Origin of the sequence: Streptomyces sp. NPDC000345, assembly GCF_042898825.1 — a bacterium.
Lineage (GTDB): Bacteria > Actinomycetota > Actinomycetes > Streptomycetales > Streptomycetaceae > Streptomyces.
The window spans coordinates 190,956-208,169 of record NZ_JBIAZE010000012.1; the positions used below are offsets into that span (position 1 = coordinate 190,956).

General features: G+C 71.2%; 11 protein-coding genes and 4 pseudogenes. 14 read left to right on the plus strand and 1 reads right to left on the minus strand.

The features are described 5' to 3' along the window. Positions 1-431 precede the first annotated feature (431 nt). From ACFY30_RS27555 to ACFY30_RS27565, 3 genes and pseudogenes are all read left to right on the plus strand, one after another. Positions 432-1,238, plus strand: a pseudogene (locus tag ACFY30_RS27555) (FAD-dependent monooxygenase); the annotation flags it as partial. Continuing rightward, a pseudogene (locus tag ACFY30_RS27560) lies at positions 1,235-1,647 on the plus strand (acetoacetate--CoA ligase); the annotation flags it as partial. The pseudogenes ACFY30_RS27555 and ACFY30_RS27560, both read left to right, overlap by 4 nt. Positions 1,648-1,817: 170 nt before the next feature. Then, positions 1,818-3,320 carry an FAD-dependent monooxygenase gene (locus ACFY30_RS27565; protein ID WP_390847830.1) on the plus strand — a complete coding sequence of 501 codons (1,503 nt, stop codon included), beginning with the start codon at positions 1,818-1,820 and terminating at the stop codon, positions 3,318-3,320. On the opposite strand, the gene ACFY30_RS27570 is transcribed toward ACFY30_RS27565, so the two are convergent. Next, the gene (locus ACFY30_RS27570; RefSeq protein ID WP_390847831.1) at positions 3,307-4,086 is read right to left on the minus strand and encodes a TetR/AcrR family transcriptional regulator; all 780 of its coding nucleotides are present in this window, start codon (positions 4,084-4,086) and stop codon (positions 3,307-3,309) included. The two genes, ACFY30_RS27565 and ACFY30_RS27570, sit on opposite strands and share 14 nt — an antisense overlap. Before the next feature lie 160 nt (positions 4,087-4,246). Here ACFY30_RS27570 and ACFY30_RS27575 point away from each other — a divergent pair, with 160 nt between their 5' ends. From ACFY30_RS27575 to ACFY30_RS27625, 11 genes and pseudogenes are all read left to right on the plus strand, one after another. Further along, positions 4,247-4,672, plus strand: a complete 426-nt coding sequence (locus ACFY30_RS27575) for a MarR family winged helix-turn-helix transcriptional regulator (protein WP_390847832.1) — start codon at positions 4,247-4,249, stop codon at positions 4,670-4,672. 201 nt (positions 4,673-4,873) lie between these two features. Continuing rightward, positions 4,874-5,344: a MaoC/PaaZ C-terminal domain-containing protein gene (locus ACFY30_RS27580; RefSeq protein ID WP_390847833.1), complete on the plus strand. Its 471-nt coding sequence runs from the start codon at positions 4,874-4,876 to the stop codon at positions 5,342-5,344. Between the two features lie 335 nt (positions 5,345-5,679). Continuing rightward, positions 5,680-6,252: pseudogene (locus ACFY30_RS27585) on the plus strand (polysaccharide deacetylase family protein); the annotation flags it as partial. A gap of 27 nt (positions 6,253-6,279) precedes the next feature. Beyond that, on the plus strand, positions 6,280-6,489 hold the full coding sequence (locus ACFY30_RS27590; protein ID WP_390847913.1) for a hypothetical protein: 210 nt from the start codon (positions 6,280-6,282) through the stop codon (positions 6,487-6,489). A gap of 264 nt (positions 6,490-6,753) precedes the next feature. After that, on the plus strand, positions 6,754-8,130 hold the full coding sequence (locus ACFY30_RS27595) for a glycoside hydrolase family 43 protein (RefSeq protein ID WP_390847834.1): 1,377 nt from the start codon (positions 6,754-6,756) through the stop codon (positions 8,128-8,130). 17 nt (positions 8,131-8,147) lie between these two features. Beyond that, positions 8,148-10,148 carry an RICIN domain-containing protein gene (locus tag ACFY30_RS27600; RefSeq protein WP_390847835.1) on the plus strand — a complete coding sequence of 667 codons (2,001 nt, stop codon included), beginning with the start codon at positions 8,148-8,150 and terminating at the stop codon, positions 10,146-10,148. A gap of 738 nt (positions 10,149-10,886) precedes the next feature. Further along, positions 10,887-11,942, plus strand: a complete 1,056-nt coding sequence (locus ACFY30_RS27605) for a LacI family DNA-binding transcriptional regulator (protein WP_390847836.1) — start codon at positions 10,887-10,889, stop codon at positions 11,940-11,942. A gap of 169 nt (positions 11,943-12,111) precedes the next feature. Further along, positions 12,112-13,355, plus strand: a pseudogene (locus tag ACFY30_RS27610) (extracellular solute-binding protein). A 19-nt stretch (positions 13,356-13,374) separates the two neighbouring features. After that, the gene (locus ACFY30_RS27615; protein ID WP_390847838.1) at positions 13,375-14,358 is read left to right on the plus strand and encodes a carbohydrate ABC transporter permease; all 984 of its coding nucleotides are present in this window, start codon (positions 13,375-13,377) and stop codon (positions 14,356-14,358) included. Between the two features lie 80 nt (positions 14,359-14,438). Then, positions 14,439-15,200: a carbohydrate ABC transporter permease gene (locus ACFY30_RS27620; RefSeq protein ID WP_390847910.1), complete on the plus strand. Its 762-nt coding sequence runs from the start codon at positions 14,439-14,441 to the stop codon at positions 15,198-15,200. Positions 15,201-15,307: 107 nt separating this feature from the next. Continuing rightward, on the plus strand, positions 15,308-17,122 hold the full coding sequence (locus tag ACFY30_RS27625; protein ID WP_390847839.1) for an amylo-alpha-1,6-glucosidase: 1,815 nt from the start codon (positions 15,308-15,310) through the stop codon (positions 17,120-17,122). Positions 17,123-17,214 lie beyond the last annotated feature (92 nt).

A 17,214-nucleotide genomic window follows, 5' to 3' on the forward strand; every position in this document is an offset into this window, starting at 1 on the left:
GCGAGGCGCATCAGCCGCTCCCCGCGCGGATGCCCGCACGGCTTCGTGCCGGGGCGGCACGCGCTGCGGCGGCGGGGGGAGAGAGATGGCCCGGGTGCGGCGTTGAGAGATCACAGTGCCGGGCGAGGGCCACGACTTCTGTCGGCTGTGACGGTCTTCGATGAGCTGTCGAGGACGCGTCGCTCAGCTCTCGGCATGGGCTGCGAGCGCAGCTGCATGTGCTGCTGACGCGCATACAGGTCGCGAGTATCAGCGATACGCGCTGTCCCGAATGGGATGGGCCGCCCACCGGACATCTCCATTGGCCCATGCGGGTGATGACGTGACAAGAGAACTGACGGAACATCACCCGTATGGCGGGGCGCGCGAGCGCTGACTCAGCCGTACGGCCCGCAACGAGCTTCAACAGCTCCTGCGTGCGCCCTTGCGGGCAGGCCGAGTACGTCTTCCGGGCCTCGTGTCGCCGACCGCTGGTGCCGGGGGCGTGTCTTCCTGCTCGGCGACGCCGCCCACCTCACCCCGCCCTTCATCGGCCAGGGCCTGTGCGCGGGAATGCGCGACGCGTACGACCTCACGTGGAAGATCGGCCACGTCCTCCGACAGGGCGCCGATGAAAGCCTGTTGGACACCTGTGAGAACGAACGCAGGCCGCACGCCCGTCACATGATCCGTCTCGCCGTCGCGATGGGCTGGGCCATGACCGCGGCCAGGACCGTGCCGCCGCGCTGCGCCGGAGCCTCATGAGCACGGCCTGCCGGACACCCGCCCCGCGGGAGGCGGCCGGCCGTGACCTCGTTCCGGCCCTGAGCCGGAGCGCCCCCGTACGGCGGCGCGCCCGCCCGGGGCGGCGGGATCTGGCGGGCACCTGCTGTCCGCAGCCCTGGGTGGGTGCCGGCGCCGGGCGGAGCCGCCTCGACGAGCTGCTCGACGACTCTTTCGCCGTCCTGAGTGCCGTCCCCGCCGCACCCTGGCTGCGAGCCGCCGCCGAGGCGACCGGCGCGCGGATCGTCGGCACGGACGACCTCGGCGACGACGGCGTCCTCGCCGCCTGGCTGAGCGGCGGCCGGGCGGACGCCGTCCTACTGCGTCCCGACCGGGTCGTCGTGGACGTCGTCCCGGCGGGCGCCGCCGACTTCACGGACACCGCAACCCGGGCGCCGCTGCTGTGCGGCGCCCGGCTCCCCTCCCCCGCCGAACCGCCCGCCACCGCACCCCCGTCGAGGAGCGCATCGCGATGACCGGAGCACAGCCCACCCCGCCGGGGAAGCCCTTCAGGGCCCCTGACCCGAAGGCCGGCACCCACAGCCGTCTCGCGGCCTTCGGTCCCTGGGTCACGGCACCGGGGCGTCCGAGCCGCCGGTGTGGGAGTACTTCGACGTCGGCGCGGCCACCCCGTACGAGCAGGTGCCGGCCGAGGAGAGGATGCCCGGCGCCCGCTGGTTCACCGGAGCCGCCCTCGACTTACACCCAGCACGCCCTGCGTCACCTCGGCGACGACCGGCCCGCGATCGTCGCACTGGACGAGACCGGGGCCGGCTACGAGGTCTCCGGGGAGCAACTGTGCGCCCAGGTCGCCTCCGTCGCCGCCACCCTGCGCGATCTGGCGTGGGCTGGGGCGACCGGGTCGTCGGCTGTCCCCCCGACACCCTTCGGCGACGAGCGCAGGCGACCGACGACAGAACCCCGTCGGCGGTGCCACCCGGCCGACGGCCCGAGTGCTTGCCCCCCTCCCCCATAAACGGCTACGGTGTATCCGAAACTTACGGATACACCGTAGCCGCAATGCGGGTCCAGAGAGCCGATCGAGGTCGATCACCATGACAGAAGCCCACGACATCGACGTCCTCGTCGCCGGGGGCGGCCCGACCGGCTCCACCCTCGCGGCCGACCTGCTACGGCGCGGCCTGCGTGTCCGTGTCGTCGACAAGGCGCCGCACGCCTTCGAGGGCTCCCGCGCCAAGGGAGTCCAGCCCCGCACCCAGGAGGTGTTCGAGGACTTCGGCGTGCTGCGCGAGGCACTGGCGGAGGGCGGCCCCTACCCGCCGGCGGGACTGCACCTCGGGCCTGTCACCGTGCCGTGGAAGATGCAGCAGCGGAACAAGCCGACCCCGGACGTTCCCTACCCGAACATCCTGCTGCTCCCGCAGCACCGCACCGACGCCGTCCTGCACCGCCTGCTCGGACGCCTCGGACTGCGCATCGAGTACGGGGTCGCCCTGGACGGCTTCGCGCAGGACACCGACGGCGTCACCTCGACGCTCTCCACCGGCGAGCGGGTGCGCAGCACGTACCTCGTCGGTGCCGACGGCGGAGCGAGCGCCGTCCGCACGGTCACCGGACTCGGCTTCGCCGGGGACACCGACGACTCCGACAAGACCCTCATCATCGACTGCGCGATCGACGGCCTGTCCCGCGACCGGTGGCACATGTGGCCCAAGGCATCAGCCGGAGCGTGCCCGCTGCCGCACTCGGACCGGTTCCAGGTGATGATCAGGCTGAAGCCGGGCGACACCCCCCACCTCGACCACGCCGCCCTGGCCGACCGGTTCCACGCGCTCACCGGCCTCAAGCTCCGTGACATCACCTGGGTTTCGGTGTTCCGGCCCAACGTCCGGCTCGTCGAGCACTACCGCAAGGGCCGGGTGTTCCTGGCGGGCGACGCCGCCCACGTGCACACCCCGGCCGGCGCGCAGGGACTCAACACCGGTGTCCAGGACGCCTACAACCTGGGCTGGAAGCTCGGCCAGGCGATCGCCGGCGCGCCGGACAGCCTGCTCGACAGCTACGAGGCCGAACGGCTCCCGGTCGCCGCGGGCGTCCTCGGCAGGTCCAGCGAGCTTTACCAGAGCCTCAGCGAGCACCGTGTCGCCGGTCTGAAGCGCGGCGACGAGGAGCGGCAGCTCTCGCTCTCCTACCGCGGCGGCCCGCTCGCCCCCGCCGACGCTCCGGCCACCAGGACCCTGCGGGTGGGCGACCGCGCGCCGGACGCGCCGTGCACCGCGCCCGGCACCAGCCGCCTCTTCGACATCTTCCGGGGACCGCATTTCACCGTGCTGGCCTTCGGCCCGGACGCCGCCGAGGCTCTGCCCCGTCTGACGTGGCCGGCCGAGGGTGCCGAACTGCGCCGCTACGCCGTCCGCGGCGGGCGCGGAGTCGACAGTGCCCACCTCACCGACGGCACCGGCCGACTGACCGACATCTACGGCGTCGACGGCGACGCGCTGATCCTGATCCGGCCCGACGGATACATCGGCGGCATCATCACGAGCGACTGGGCGGCCTCGTTCGCCACCGCGGCCAAGGCACTCACCCCGAGGTGACAGCCGTCCCTGGTGTTCCCGACGGTCGCCTTTCTTCAGGGTCCCGCGGCGAGTTGAGCCTGGCCTTCTCCAGTCCGTCGAGGAGCAGGTCCAGGCCGAACCGGAACTCCTCGGGCAGCGGTACGGAGGTCAGCTCGTCGGCCGCCGCCGTCGTGGCCGGATAGGCGGCCGGGTCGAGCGAGTCGTAGTAGTCCCGCAACTGCGTCTGGTCCTCGGGACCCGGGGAGCCTGGGCCGTGCTGCTGGACGGCGAAGCCGATCACGTAGTGGCCGATGGCGGTGAAGGCCCGCGCGGCCAGGCCGACCGGGAAGCCGTGGCTCAGGAACAGGGTGATGAGCCGCTCCCTGGCCCGCAGACCGTTGGGGCCGACGGGGACCTGGGCCGCCAGCAAGGACAGCGCGTGGGGGTGCCGGCACAGGGTGCCGTAAAAGGCGTCGGCCACGACGGACACGGCTTCCCGCCAGGACAGGCCGTCCAACTCTTCGGAGGGGACGTGGACTTCGCCCAGGATTCTGTCGGCGACGAGAGCGAGGAGTTCGTCCTTGCCGTTGAAGTGCCGGTAGAGCGTCGCCGTGCCCGAGTCCAGGGCATCGGCGAGCATCCGCAGGGTCAGCGCCTGGATCCCGACTTCGTCGATGAGCTTCAGGGCGGTGTCGACGATCCGCCCGGCGTCCATCGGGGGGCGTCCGCGCCGGTAGGCAGGGGCGGGCGTCCGGCTCGCCCACCAGGCGGGACTTCCCGGAACCGGCTGGGCCTGCGAAGCCATGACGCGGTCCCCCTCTCAGCCGGAGCTGCTGTCGGCACGTATCGGGAACAGGATTTTCGGCCTTAGCGTATCCGTTTCGCGGTGGCTCCGGGACGGCCCCGGTACGAGAGTTGTACGACACAACCTTGACAGTTGCTTCGTACAACTCCATGCTGGCGCCATGCCGCCACGCGACGAACCCCTCGACGTGATCCACGAGGCGATCATCCTGTTCTCCCGCAACGCCAAGGCGCGGGCGAACAACATGTACGACGACCTGTCCTTCGTCGCGTACACGATGCTGTCGTACGTGGGCTCCTTCCCCCAGCCGACCGCCTCCGATCTGGCGGAGCGATACGGCCTGGAGAAGTCCACCGTCAGCCGTCAGGTGTCCCGCCTGGAAGAAGACGGCCTGCTGCGCCGACGGGCCCATCCGTCGCGGCCCAGGACCAAGCTCCTGGAACTCACCGACACCGGTCGCGCCCGCCTGGCTCGCGTCAGGCAGCACCAGCGCAAGGGGCTCGAGGAGCGGCTCGGCCGGTGGCCGGACGAGGACGTCGAAACGTTCGGCCGTCTGCTCTGGCGGTTCGTCACGGAGGTCGACTGATGTCCGGCCCTGCCCGTCCGGCGACGGGGCCGGGCCGTCATCTGTGACCGCGACGAGGAGACGAACGGAGGCCGGCGTGCGACTGGGCATGGGCCTTCACCGGTGCACCCCGCACCAGGGCCAGGAAGGGTCCGGTCCCGCGCCGGACGTGCCGCGTCGTCGCCGTGCCGACGCGGGGCCCGCGCCGACGCCGGAACCGCGGTGAGTGCCGTGCTGTACGCCGAGGACCTCCGGCCCGGGACCGTGTTCGAGCTGGGCAGCACCGCGGTCTCCAAGGAGGAGATCCTGGATTTCGGCCGCCGCTTCGACCCCCTCCCCCTGCACACGGAGGAGGCCGCGGCGGCCGCGGGCCGCTTCGGGGGCCTCATCGCCAGCGGTTTCCACACGGCGGCGCTCCTGCAGCGTCTCCTGGTGGACGCGGTGTTCTCGCGCGCCGCCCTCGTCGCCGGCCGGGAGATCGGCTCTCTGCGCATGCGGGCGCCGGTCCGGCCCGGGGACGTGCTGCACGGCACGATGGAGATCGTGGAGGTCCGCCCCCGCGACGACGGCACCGCCGTCGTCCGCAGCCGGGGCACCCTCACCAACGCGTCGGGCACCGTCGTCATGGAGGTCCGGGGAGAGACGCTCTGGGAACACCGGCCGACAGGCGGGAGCAGAGGCAGTGCGGCCTGAGGGACCGGTGTGCCCCGGTGGGCTGGACGGGCCGGCGCGGCACGGCGCCCTGACCGGCCGTCGCGCAGGCATCGAGGGGTCGACGACGGCCCCGGAAAAAACCGAAGGGCCCTTCGAGGGCCGTTACTACCGGCCCGGCTCGCCGGCCGGATCTAGGAGGGCCGGGAGCGGCTGCGCGCGCAGCGGCTGCTCGGCGAGTCGGCCCGCGCCTGGGCTCCCGGGACACCTTCGTCGCCGCCCTGGAGAAGCGGCTCAAAAGCCAGGAGGGCACCGACGGGGACGCCGTGGACGAGGCGTTCACCGACCGGTCCGGCCTCACCGAGCTGCTCCACCACATGAGCTTCACCGCCGACGGCGGACTGCTGGTGACGACCGGCCGGGGCGCAGTCGGCGGCGGTGCCGCCGGCGCCCACACCGTGACCTTCCGCAAGGCGACGGTCACCCCCTGGCTGTCCGCCTTCGGCAGGCGTGCCCAGCAGCAGACCGTGCGGCCATCCGGCTCGCTGGACCTCGGAGCGGCCGCCACACCCGCTCCCGCCGTGCCCACCCACACGGCATCCGGTGACGACGACACCGACTGCAAGCGGCTCCGGTGCATCGCCCTGACCTTCGGCGACGGCCCGGCCGCCCCGGAGACCGCGACCCTGCTGACCCACCCGGCGCGGTACGACGCCCGGGCCACCTTCTTCACGGTCGGCCGGAACGTCGCCGCCCACCCCGACCTCGTGCGTGCCGAGGCCCGTGCGGGGCACGAGGTGGGCAACCACTCCTGGAACCACCCCGACCTCACCAAACTGAGCTCCGAGCAGGTCGCCTAGCAGCTCAACCGCACCAGCGCAGCGATCAAGGCCGCCGCCGGCAAGGCCCCGACCCTCTTCCGCCCGCCCTCCGGCGCCGTCAACAGCACCGTCCGCGGCGTCACCACCCTCTCCCCCGTGCTGTGGACCCTGGACACCGAGGACTGGAGGTATCCCGACGCCGCGAAGATCTCCCGGACCGTCATCGCCAAGGTGCGGCGCAATGACGTGGTCCTCATGCACGACATCCACGCCACATCGGTCGCCGCCGTCCCCGAGATCCCGCGCACACTGACCGCCCGCGGCTACCGCTTCGTGACCGTCAGCCATCTGCGCGCCACGATGTGACCTCCGGCGGGCCCGCACCGGCGCAGGCCCGCCCGGAGACGCCTGGCGCGGGGGTGGAGGAGGACGCCACTTCACCCTCGCGCGCGGGCCACCGGCCGAAGCCGGCTTCCCCCCACCCGGAGTCGCCGGACGGGCCGGCACGCAAAAAGGCGCGACAGGACGATTGACGAGACCATGACCACGCCCTACGGTCTGATCGATTTTCCGAACTCCGTTCGAAATGTCGGCCATTGCGGTGCCTCCGCACGCCCTCCTGGAGCACAAATGAGCGAAGACCCCCAGTTGTCCCGTCGTGCCCTCCTCGGCATGACCGCCGCCGTCCCCCTCGCCCTGACCCTCGGCACGGGCACCGCCCACGCCGCCGACTCGGCCTACGCGATGGTCTACTTCACCGAGTCGACCAAGCTCGGCGACGGCACCGACTACGGCCTGCACCTGGCCGTCAGCCCCGACGGACTGAACTGGACGCCCCTCAACCAGAACAACCCCCTCGTCACCCCCACCGCGGGCGCCCTCGGCCTGCGCGACCCCTTTCTGCTGCGCAAGCGGGACGGCACCTTCGTGGTCCTCGCCACCGACCTCAAGGGCACCGACTGGAGCTACAACAGCCAGTACATCCACGTCTGGGACTCCGCCGACCTGCGCACCTTCACCGGCTACCGGCGGCTGAAACTGCACGACATGACCACCCACAGCTGGGCGCCCGAGGCGTTCTGGGACGCGGGCCGGGGCCAGTACGCGGTGATCTACTCCGCCGTCAACAGCAGCGGCCACAACGTCATCATGGTCAACTACACGACCGACTTCGTCACCGCCTCCGCCCCGCAGGTCTTCTTCGACCCCGGCTACGACGTCATCGACGGCGACATGGCCGTGGGCGTCAACGGCGTCAACTACCTCTACTTCAAGGGGAACCAGACACTGAGGGGGGCCAGATCCACCTCACTGGACCCGGGCAGCTTCACCGAGTTCAGCACCGGCGTGGCGCACGGCGGCACCGAGGCCCCGACGCTCGTCAAGTCCCTCACGTCCGGCACCTGGTGGCTCTGGGGCGACACCTACACTCCCAACGGCGTCTTCTACGCCTGGCAGTCGGCCGACCTGTCGGCGGGCACCTGGACCGCCCTCGACCAGAAGACCTACACCCAGCCGGTCAACTCCAAGCACTGCGGCATCACCACGATCACCACGACCGAGTACGACAACCTGCTCGCCAAGTGGGGCGCCCCGGCCTGGAACCGACTCAAGTCCTACAACTTCCCCGCCCGTTACGTCCGCCACTCCGACTACCTGGGCCGGATCGACGCGTATCCGGTCGAGCCGTACAAGGACTCCCTGTGGACCCTGGTCCCCGGGCTCGCCGACAGCTCCGGGGTCTCCTTCCGGTCGGTCAACCACCCGACCCGTTACCTGCGGCACTACAACTACGCGCTCCAACTGGACGAGAACGACGGCACCTCGACGTTCGCCGCCGACGCGACCTTCCACCGCACACCGGGTCTCGCGGACGCGAGCTGGGCGTCGTTCCGGTCGTACAACTACCCGACCCGCTACCTCCGCCACTGGAACTACGCGCTGCGCATCGACCCGATCTCCACGACCACGGACCGGCAGGACGCGACCTTCCGCGTCGGTCACTGACCAGGGAAGGCATCCCCATGTCGCACACCTCCGCACGTGGCTGGGCCGGACGCGTCACCGTGCGCGTGCTCTCCCTCGCCCTCGCCGTGGCCGGCCTGACGGCCCTGACCGGTCACGGGACACCGGCACCGCTGTCCGCCGAGCCGGTCGCGGTCAGCACCACGCAGGCCGCCGTCAACCCGCCGTCGATGGGCTGGGCCTCCTGGAACAGCTTCGCCAGCAGCATCGACTTCGACGTCATCAAGCAGCAGACGGACGCTCTGGTCTCCTCCGGCATGGCGGCCGCCGGCTATCAGTACGTCAACCTCGACGACGGCTGGTGGCAGGGCGACCGCGCCTCCGACGGCACCATCTCCGTCGACGCCGACCTGTGGCCGGGCGGCATGAAGGCCGTCGCCGACTACATCCACGGCAAGGGCCTTAAGGCCGGCATCTACACCGACGCCGGCAAGCAGGGCTGCGGCTACTACTACCCCACCACCCGCCCCGCCGCCCCCGACACCGGCATGGAGGGCCACTACCAGCAGGACCTGGAGACCTTCCAGCGCTGGGGCTTCGACTACGTCAAGATCGACTGGTGCGGCGGCCAGGTGGAGGGCCTCGACCAGGAGACGACGTACAAGGCGATCGCCGCCGCCAACGAGGCCGCGACCGCCGTCACCGGCCGCGGGCTGGTGCTGTCGTTCTGCGAGTGGGGCAGCGGGCGGCCGTGGAACTGGGCGGCCGGTTACGGCGACCTGTGGCGCACCAGCACCGACGTCATCCTGTGGGGCCAGACCCCGACCACCGGCATGATGCTCACCAACTTCGACCGGGGCCTGCACCCGGCCGCCCAGCACACCGGCTACTACAACGACCCCGACATGCTGATGGCCGGCATGAACGGCCTGACCGCCGCCCAGAACCGGCTGCACATGGGCCTGTGGGCCATCTCGGGCGCCCCGCTGCTGGCCGGCAACAACGTGGCCACGATGAGCGGCACCACCCGCGACATCCTCACCAACCGCGAGGTCATCGCCATCGACCAGGACCCGCGCGGGCTGCAGGGCGTCAAGGTCGCCGAGGACACCCGGAACCTTCAGGTCTACGGCAAGGTCCTCGCCGGCACCGGCAAGCGCGCCGTGCTGCTGCTCAACCGCACCGGCTCCGCCGCGAACATCACCGTCCGCTGGGCCGACCTCGGCCTGACCTCGGCCTCCGCCGCCGTGCGCAACGCCTGGACCGGCACCGACGCCGGATCCCACGCGACGGGCTACTCCACCGGCGTCCCGGCGAACGACGCCGTCCTGCTCACCGTCTCCGGCACCGAAGCGTCCGGTTCGACCTACGAGGACACCGGCACGGCGGCCACGCCCTCCTTCAGTGCCGTCACGACCGGCGCGGCGGGCACCAAGCTGGTGGACATCACCTACGCCAACGGCGGCAGCACCGCCCGCAAGGCCACCCTCCAGGTCAACGGCCAGTACCGGCAGGTGGTTTCCTTCCCGCCGACCGGCTCGGCCACGACCTCTCGCACGGTGTCCGTCCTGGCGCACCTGGCCAAGGGCACCAACACCGTGCGCTTCGCCGCGGTCTCCGGCGCCACCGCGCCCGACATCGACGCGATCCGCGTCCAGGCCGTCCCCGGCACCGACGGCGTCGCCCTCGTCGGCACCGCCTCGAACCGCTGCGTCGGGCTGGAGCAGAACACCATCACCGACGGCTCCCAGGCCATCCTGTGGGACTGCTTCGGCGGACAGAACGAGACCTTCGCGCACACCTCACGCGGCGAGCTCGTCGTCTACGGCAACAAGTGCCTGGACGCCGACAACAACGGCACCGCCAACGGAACCAAGGTCATCATCTGGAACTGCAACGACGGTGCCAACCAGAAGTGGACCGTCCACTCCGACGGCACCGTCACCAACGACCTGTCGGGACTGTGCCTCGACGCCGACAACGGGGCGACCGCCAACGGAACCAAGCTGATTCTGTGGGCGTGCAACGGACAGACCAACCAGAAGTGGACCCTCAGCTGACCTCCACCGCGACGGCGTGAACTCCCCACGCCCGCGCCAACCCAGGGGCCCGGCGACCGGCTCTCCGGCCGCCGGGGCCCCACTCACGGCCGGCACCCTCCGGGAGGCGGTGCGTACGCGGGGCCGCGTCCCGCATCTCCCGCAAGGGCGGCGGCAGCGGCGCGGGGCGCCGCTGCCGTCCGTGGTGAACCGGGCGGCGCGGTCACCCACCGCGCGGGCGGCGGCCACCATCATCCAAGCCGGGTCCCCGCCACCCGCACCGCCGTGGTCAGTGCGCCGTGCGCCACGGCGGCGGTGCCCTCGATGTCGTCGCCGAAGCTCAGCAGCCGGCAGCTCTGCCTCTGCGGCCGCCACCAGCACCTCCCGACGGCTTCCCTTCGAGGGAATCATCGAACCGGTTCGAGGAAGCTAGCACCGAGGTGTCCGGTCGGCAATACAGCCGACACGGATCTCGTGGGCCGCGGACGGGCAGCCGCCCCGACGGGCCCGCGCGGGTCCCCGGCCGTCGCAACCGGCACCCGGCGCGCCGATGAGCGGCACACACCGGGGCAGACCAGGCATGACGCCTCCGCGGATCGGCATTTCCGGGCTGTTACGAGAAATTCGGCGTGAAGCGTTGACACCTTCCCGGGCTGCTCCTACCTTCACTTCACGCGAACCGGTTCGACGATCGGCACCAGGCCGATCTCGTTTCCCGGAACCGTCGAACCGGTTCGACCGACCTCGGCAAGGAGTCCCGTGAACATCGGTGAGATCGCCAAGCGGGCCGGTGTCTCGCGGAGCACCGTGTCGTACGCCCTGAGCGGGAAGCGCCCCGTGTCCGAGGACACCCGTCAGAAGATCCAGCGGGTCATCGACGAGCTGGGCTACCAGCCCAACGCGAGTGCGCGGGCGCTGGCCAACGGCCGGACCAACACCATCGGTCTGGTCTTCCCGCCGGCCGGGAACCACTACACCGGCATGCAACTGGACTTCATCGGCAGCGTCACCGAGGCCGCCGCGGCCTACGACTACGACGTGCTGCTCTCTCCGAGCGGTGCGGACAGCGACCGCTCGTTCCAGCGACTGCTGGGCGAGCGGAGGGTCGACGGCGCGATCCTGATGGAGATCCGGCTGCGGGACGACCGGCTCGACCACCTCACCGCGGTGGACTTCCCCTCCGTCGCGATCGGCCGCACCGCCCACCCGGAGGGCGGCTGGTGGGTGGGCCTGGACCACACGGCACTGGCCGCGGCCTGCGTGCACCACCTCGCGGACCTCGGCCACCGCAGGATCGCCTTCGTCAACCGGCCCGAACAGCTCCTGCGGGCCGGGTACGAGTCCGCCCACCGGGGGCTGGACGGGTTCGCCAAGGCCGCGGCGGAACGCGGCCTCACCGTCCGGACGTACTGCTGCGGGGACGACGCCGCCTCGGGCCTGGCCTGTCTGGAGCGGATCCTGCACGACGACCCCGCCACCACGGCCCTGGTCACCCTGAACGAGGCCGCGCTCGGCGGCCTCTACCGGGGGCTGGCCCAGGCCGGCCGCCATGTGCCGCGCGATTTCTCCGTCACAGGGGTCGTGGCCAGCCGGTGGGCGGAGACGGTGACCCCGCAGCTCACCGCGGCGGACGTGCCGGCCGAGCAGATGGGCCGCCTCGCCGTCGAGCTGCTGGTCGAGCGGCTCGACCACCCCGAGACGCCGGCCCGGCATCACCTGCTCGCGCCGCCGATCTCGTTGCGAGCCAGCACCGCGCCCGCCGGCCCCCTGCCCGCCGACCCCGCTGCGGGTCTCGGCGACCCGACGCACCCCTGACCGTCACCCCGCACCCTCCCTCGAACCCTCCACACGCCGTACCGGCGGACTCACCGCCCCGGTGCGGCGACCCCAGCAGCCCCTGACACCCCTCCCCTGACACCCCTCCCCGGGCACACCTGTGCCGATTTCCAGGGCACACCTGTGCCAAAACCATGAGGAACACGCAATGAACAGATCTGCCAGACGGCGTCTCACCGCCGCAGTCCTGACCGTCGTCGCCGTCACCGCCGGCGCCACCGCGTGCTCCTCCGGCGCGGGCGGCACCACCACGAAGGCCGCGGACGGCGGCACGTACACGATCTGGGACCCGTACCCGCAGTTCGACAAGAGCTCGGCGTGGGCGAAGCTGCTGGACGGCTGTGGCAGACAGGCCGGCGTGAAGGTCAAGCGGACCGCGTTCGACACCAGTGACCTGACGAACAAGGCGCTGCTGGCGGCACAGCAGGACAACTCCGCGGACGTCCTCATCGTCGACAACCCGGTGGTGTCGACCCTGGCGGAGGCGGGCGTGCTCACCACGACCGACGACAACAAGCTGGACACCTCGAAGGTCAACCCCAACCTCCTCGCGGCCGGCCAGTCGGGCGGCAAGACGTACGGCACACCGATCGGCGCCAACACGCTCGCCCTCTACTACAACAAGAAGGTCCTGCAAGAGGCCGGGGTGGACATCGCCTCCGTCAAGGACTGGAAGTCGCTGACGGCGGCGTTGCGAAGGTCGAGAAGGCCGGCAAGAAGGGCATCACCTTCTCCGCGATCGGCACCGAGGAGGGCAGCTTCCAGTTCCTGCCCTGGTTCTGGGGCGCGGGAGCCGACCTGACCGCACTCGACTCGGACCAGGCGGTCTCCGCGCTGGCGCTGTGGAAGAACTGGCTGGACAAGGGCTACGCCCCCAACTCGGTGATCAACAACACCCAGACCACCAGCTGGCAGGAGTTCGCGAGCGGCGACTACGCGTTCGCGGAGAACGGCACCTGGCAGCTCGCCAACGCCGAGAAGGCCGGCTTCGCGTACGGGGTCATACCCGTTCCGGGCGCCTCGGGAGGCGACGCGGCGGCCCCGACGGGCGGTGAGTTCGTCACCATCCCGGTGCAGGGCGACACCGGCCGCTACGCCACCTCGCAGAAGCTCGTGTCCTGCCTGACCAACAGCCAGAACCTGCTCGACACCGACACGACGCTGTCCTACGTGGCGCCCACCGAGGAGGTCCAGGCCAAGCAGGTGGCCGCGGACGCCAAGCTGAAGCCCTGGGTCGACGCGGTCAAGGCGGCCAAGGGCCGCACCAGTGACGACCTGGGCACCAAGTACCCCAAGATCTCCGAGCAGATGTGGAAGGCCGTCCAGTCCGCCCTCAGCGGATCGGCGTCGCCGAAGGACGCGCTCGGCTCAGCACAGTCCGCCGTCAAGTGACCAGGACTCCGGCCAGCCGATGAAGCACACCACACACCTTCCGGAGCGCCGGCCGGTGCTCGACCGGAACGGGGCGGCGATCGCCGCCCCGCCCCCGGCCCGCACCACGACCCGGCGCCGTCCCGCCTCCCAGCAGTGGGCCGCCTGGGCGTTCCTCGCCCCGGTGACCCTCTACCTCGCCCTCTTCTACGCCTATCCCCTCTACCGCAACCTCGATCTGAGCCTGCGCGACTACACCGTCCGCTCCTTCGTCCAGGGCGACGCGCCGTTCACCGGACTGGAGAACTACCGGAAGGTCTTCGACGACCCGGCCTTCGGCCCGGCACTGACCCACACGGTGCTGTTCACCGCGGTGTGCCTGTTCTTCCAGTACTCCATCGGCCTGGCACTGGCGGTCTTCTTCCACCAGCACTTCCGGCTCTCCGCCACCTTGCGGGCGCTGTTCCTGGTGCCGTGGCTGCTGCCGCTGATCGTTTCGGCCTCGACCTGGTCGTGGATGCTGAACAGCGACTCCGGCGTCGTCAACGCCGCACTGCACGCGGTCGGACTCGACCCGGTGAACTGGCTCACCTCACCGCAGTGGTCGCTGACCTCGGTCATCATCGCGAACATCTGGATCGGCGTCCCGTTCAACCTGGTCGTGCTCCACAGCGGCCTGCAATCCATCCCCCACAGTCTCCACGAAGCGGCCGCCCTCGACGGCGCGAGCGCCTGGCGGCGCTTCCGGAGCATCACCTTCCCGCTGCTGCGCCCGGTCTCCGCCATCACCCTCCTGCTGGGCCTGGTGTACACGCTCAAGGTCTTCGACATCGTCTGGATCATGACCAAGGGCGGTCCGGTGGACTCCTCCACCACCTTCGCCACCTGGTCCTACCGGCTCGGCTTCGGCAACCTGCTGCCCGCCTTCGGCCCCGGCGCGGCCGTCGGGAACCTGCTCGTCGTCGCCGCCCTGGTCTTCGGCCTGGTCTATCTGCGAGTCCAGCGAAAGCAGGCGATGTCGTGACCGGAACCGCCGTGAACACCCGCAAGCGCCGGCACCGTACGTGGGGCAGGACGACCGTCGGCCTCCTCCTCACCGCGGTCATGCTCTTCCCGGTCTACTGGATGCTGAACGTGTCCTTCACCCGTGACCAGGACATGCGCAAATCGCCGCCGGACCTGTTCCCCGTGCACGGCACGCTGGAGGGCTACCGGGCCGTCCTGGACGACCAGTTGCCCTACCTCGGCACCAGCCTCGTCATCGGACTGGGCACGGTCGTACTGACCGTGGCGCTGTCCGCGCCCGCCGGCTACGCGCTGGCGAAACTCCGCCCGCGCGGCGGCGGCGCGCTCAGCTTCCTCCTCCTGGTCGCCCAGATGGTCCCCGGCATCATCATGGCGATGGGCTTCTACGCCATCCACCTCCAGCTCGGCCTGCTCCAGTCCGTCCCCGGCCTGATCGTCGCGGACTCCACGCTGGCGGTCCCGTTCGCGGTCCTGATCTTCACCGCGTTCATGTCCGGCATCCCCGGTGAGCTGATGCAGGCCGCGCAGATGGACGGCGCGAGGGCGCTGCGCGTCTTCCGGTCCATCGTCCTGCCCATGAGCCGCAACGCCGTCGTCACGGTGTCCCTGTTCGCCTTCCTGTGGTCCTGGTCCGACTTCGTCTTCGCCAGCACCCTGGCGGGCGGCGGCGCCCACGAGCCGATCACCCTCGGCATCTACCACTACATCGGCAACAACAACCAGGAGTGGAACGCCATCATGGCCACCGCCGTCGTGGCCTCCCTGCCCGCCACAGTGATCCTCGTCCTCGCCCAGCGCTACGTCGCCGCCGGCGTGGCCGCCGGAGCCGTCAAGGACTGACCCCGGACCGCCCGTGTGCGGCCGCGCCCTGCCACGCGCCGCCGCGCGAGCACCGTCGTCCCGCCCGGCCGACCGCCCCCTCCGCTCAAGAAACGAGTGCCGCCGTCATGACCGCCGACCCGACCGGCCCGCCCTTCTCCGTCCATGACATCCCCTTCAGCACGCACGGCGCCTGGTTCGGCATCTCTCCCGTGCTGGCCGAGAAGACGCGCGCCGAGGACCTCCACCTCGTCTCGCACCAGAACGGCATGCACGCCGTCCTGCGCCTCGTCCCCCTCGACCCGGCGACGGGCGACCGCGCCGAGACCCGCGTCGAGGCGACGCCCGGCCTGCTCGGCTGGACCGGCACGGACGGGCGGCGCATCGCCCTCGCCTACGAGTCGCCGGACACCGTGCGGGTGCGCGGCAACGGGCTGAGTCTGTGCGTCACCGCGGTGGCGGCGGCCCTGACCCCCTTCAGCGGGACCTACTTCTACCGCGATCCGGTGGACGACGCGCATGTGTTCACCTCGTACGAGACAGGGCGCCGCTACCGGATCACCGTGCTGTCCGGCACGGTCGCCGAGGTGTCCGGTTCCCAGGCACTGGGAACCGGTGACCGTGGTCTCACGGTCACCGGCCGGGCCGACGGCGCGTGGGAGGTCGCGGTCGAGGAACTCGACAGCGCACGAGCGCCCTTCCGCCCGTCGGCGGCGTTCGGCGAGGTCGTGGAATCCGCACGGCGGTCGTTCGCCGCGTTCGCCGACACGGTCGCCCCGTGGCGCTCGGCCGCCACCCCGGCCGCCGGGCTCGCCGCCTACGTCGTGTGGTCGGCGACCGTGCGCCCCGCGGGTCTGGTCACCCGTCCCGCCGTACTGATGTCCAAGCACTGGATGGACAAGGTGTGGAGCTGGGACCACTGCTTCAACGCCCTCGCCCTGGCACCCGGCTCTCCCGGCCTGGCCTGGGACCAGTTCTCGCTGCCCTTCGACCACCAGGACGACGGCGGCGCGCTGCCCGACTCCGTCACCCACTCCGAGGTCCTCTACAACTTCGTCAAACCGCCCATCCACGGCTGGGCCTTCGGCCAGTTGCGCCGACGGCTCCCCGAGCCGCTCACCCCCGCGCAACTGGCCGAGGCGTACGACCGGCTGACGCGCTGGACGGATTTCTGGCTCACGGCGCGCCGCGCACCCGGCGCCGCCCTGCCCCACTACCAGCACGGCAACGACAGCGGCTGGGACAACGCCACCACCTTCGACCCCGGACGCCTCGCCGTCACCGCCGACCTCACCGCGACGCTGATCCTCCAGCTCGACGAACTGGCCCGGCTGGCCGCCGAACTGGGCTTCCCGGACGACGCCCGGCGCCGCACCGGGACAGCCGACTCCCTCCAGGCGGCCCTGCTGGACGAACTGTGGGACGGCGAACGGTTCCTGAGCCGCCCGGCGCACGGCGGAGCCCCAGCCCAGAGCGCCAGTCTGCTCGACCTGATGCCGATCGTGCTGGGTGACCGCCTGCCCCCCGAGATCAGCGAGCGGCTGGCCGAACGGATCGAGGCCCACCTCACCGCGTTCGGCCTGGCGACCGAACACCCCGACTCCCCTCACTACGAGGCAGACGGCTACTGGCGCGGACCGATCTGGGCCCCCGCCACCGTCCTCGTCGAGGACGGCCTGCGCCGCGCCGGGCACACCCGCCTCGCGGACGAGATCAGCGCCCGCTTCCGCGCCCTGTGCGAAACCTCCGGCTTCGCCGAGAACTTCGACGCCCTGACCGGCCGAGGTCTGCGCGATCGCGCCTACACCTGGACCGCCAGCAGCTATCTGCTGCTCGCCCGCGACCACCTGCGCCGCGTGGACACCGGGACCGGCACCACCGTCGCCCGGCCCGCGCGCGACCACCCACCCAGACGTCCGGCACGGGGGCCGGCGCAGCGATAACCCGCCCTATCCCTGAAGGGACGTAAGCACATGCCACCCACCGGGCAAAGGCGCTCGCGCACGAGACGCCTTCTCCACGGCATCACCACGCT

Bases quoted from the DNA above. Each gene is read 5' to 3' on its own strand.
- ACFY30_RS27565 (WP_390847830.1), top strand. From the start codon at position 1,818: ATGACAGAAGCCCACGACATCGACGTCCTCGTCGCCGGGGGCGGCCCG.
- ACFY30_RS27570 (WP_390847831.1), bottom strand. From the start codon at position 4,086: ATGGCTTCGCAGGCCCAGCCGGTTCCGGGAAGTCCCGCCTGGTGGGCG.
- ACFY30_RS27575 (WP_390847832.1), top strand. From the start codon at position 4,247: ATGCCGCCACGCGACGAACCCCTCGACGTGATCCACGAGGCGATCATC.
- ACFY30_RS27595 (WP_390847834.1), top strand. From the start codon at position 6,754: ATGAGCGAAGACCCCCAGTTGTCCCGTCGTGCCCTCCTCGGCATGACC.
- ACFY30_RS27600 (WP_390847835.1), top strand. From the start codon at position 8,148: ATGTCGCACACCTCCGCACGTGGCTGGGCCGGACGCGTCACCGTGCGC.
- ACFY30_RS27615 (WP_390847838.1), top strand. From the start codon at position 13,375: ATGAAGCACACCACACACCTTCCGGAGCGCCGGCCGGTGCTCGACCGG.
- ACFY30_RS27620 (WP_390847910.1), top strand. From the start codon at position 14,439: ATGCTCTTCCCGGTCTACTGGATGCTGAACGTGTCCTTCACCCGTGAC.
- ACFY30_RS27625 (WP_390847839.1), top strand. From the start codon at position 15,308: ATGACCGCCGACCCGACCGGCCCGCCCTTCTCCGTCCATGACATCCCC.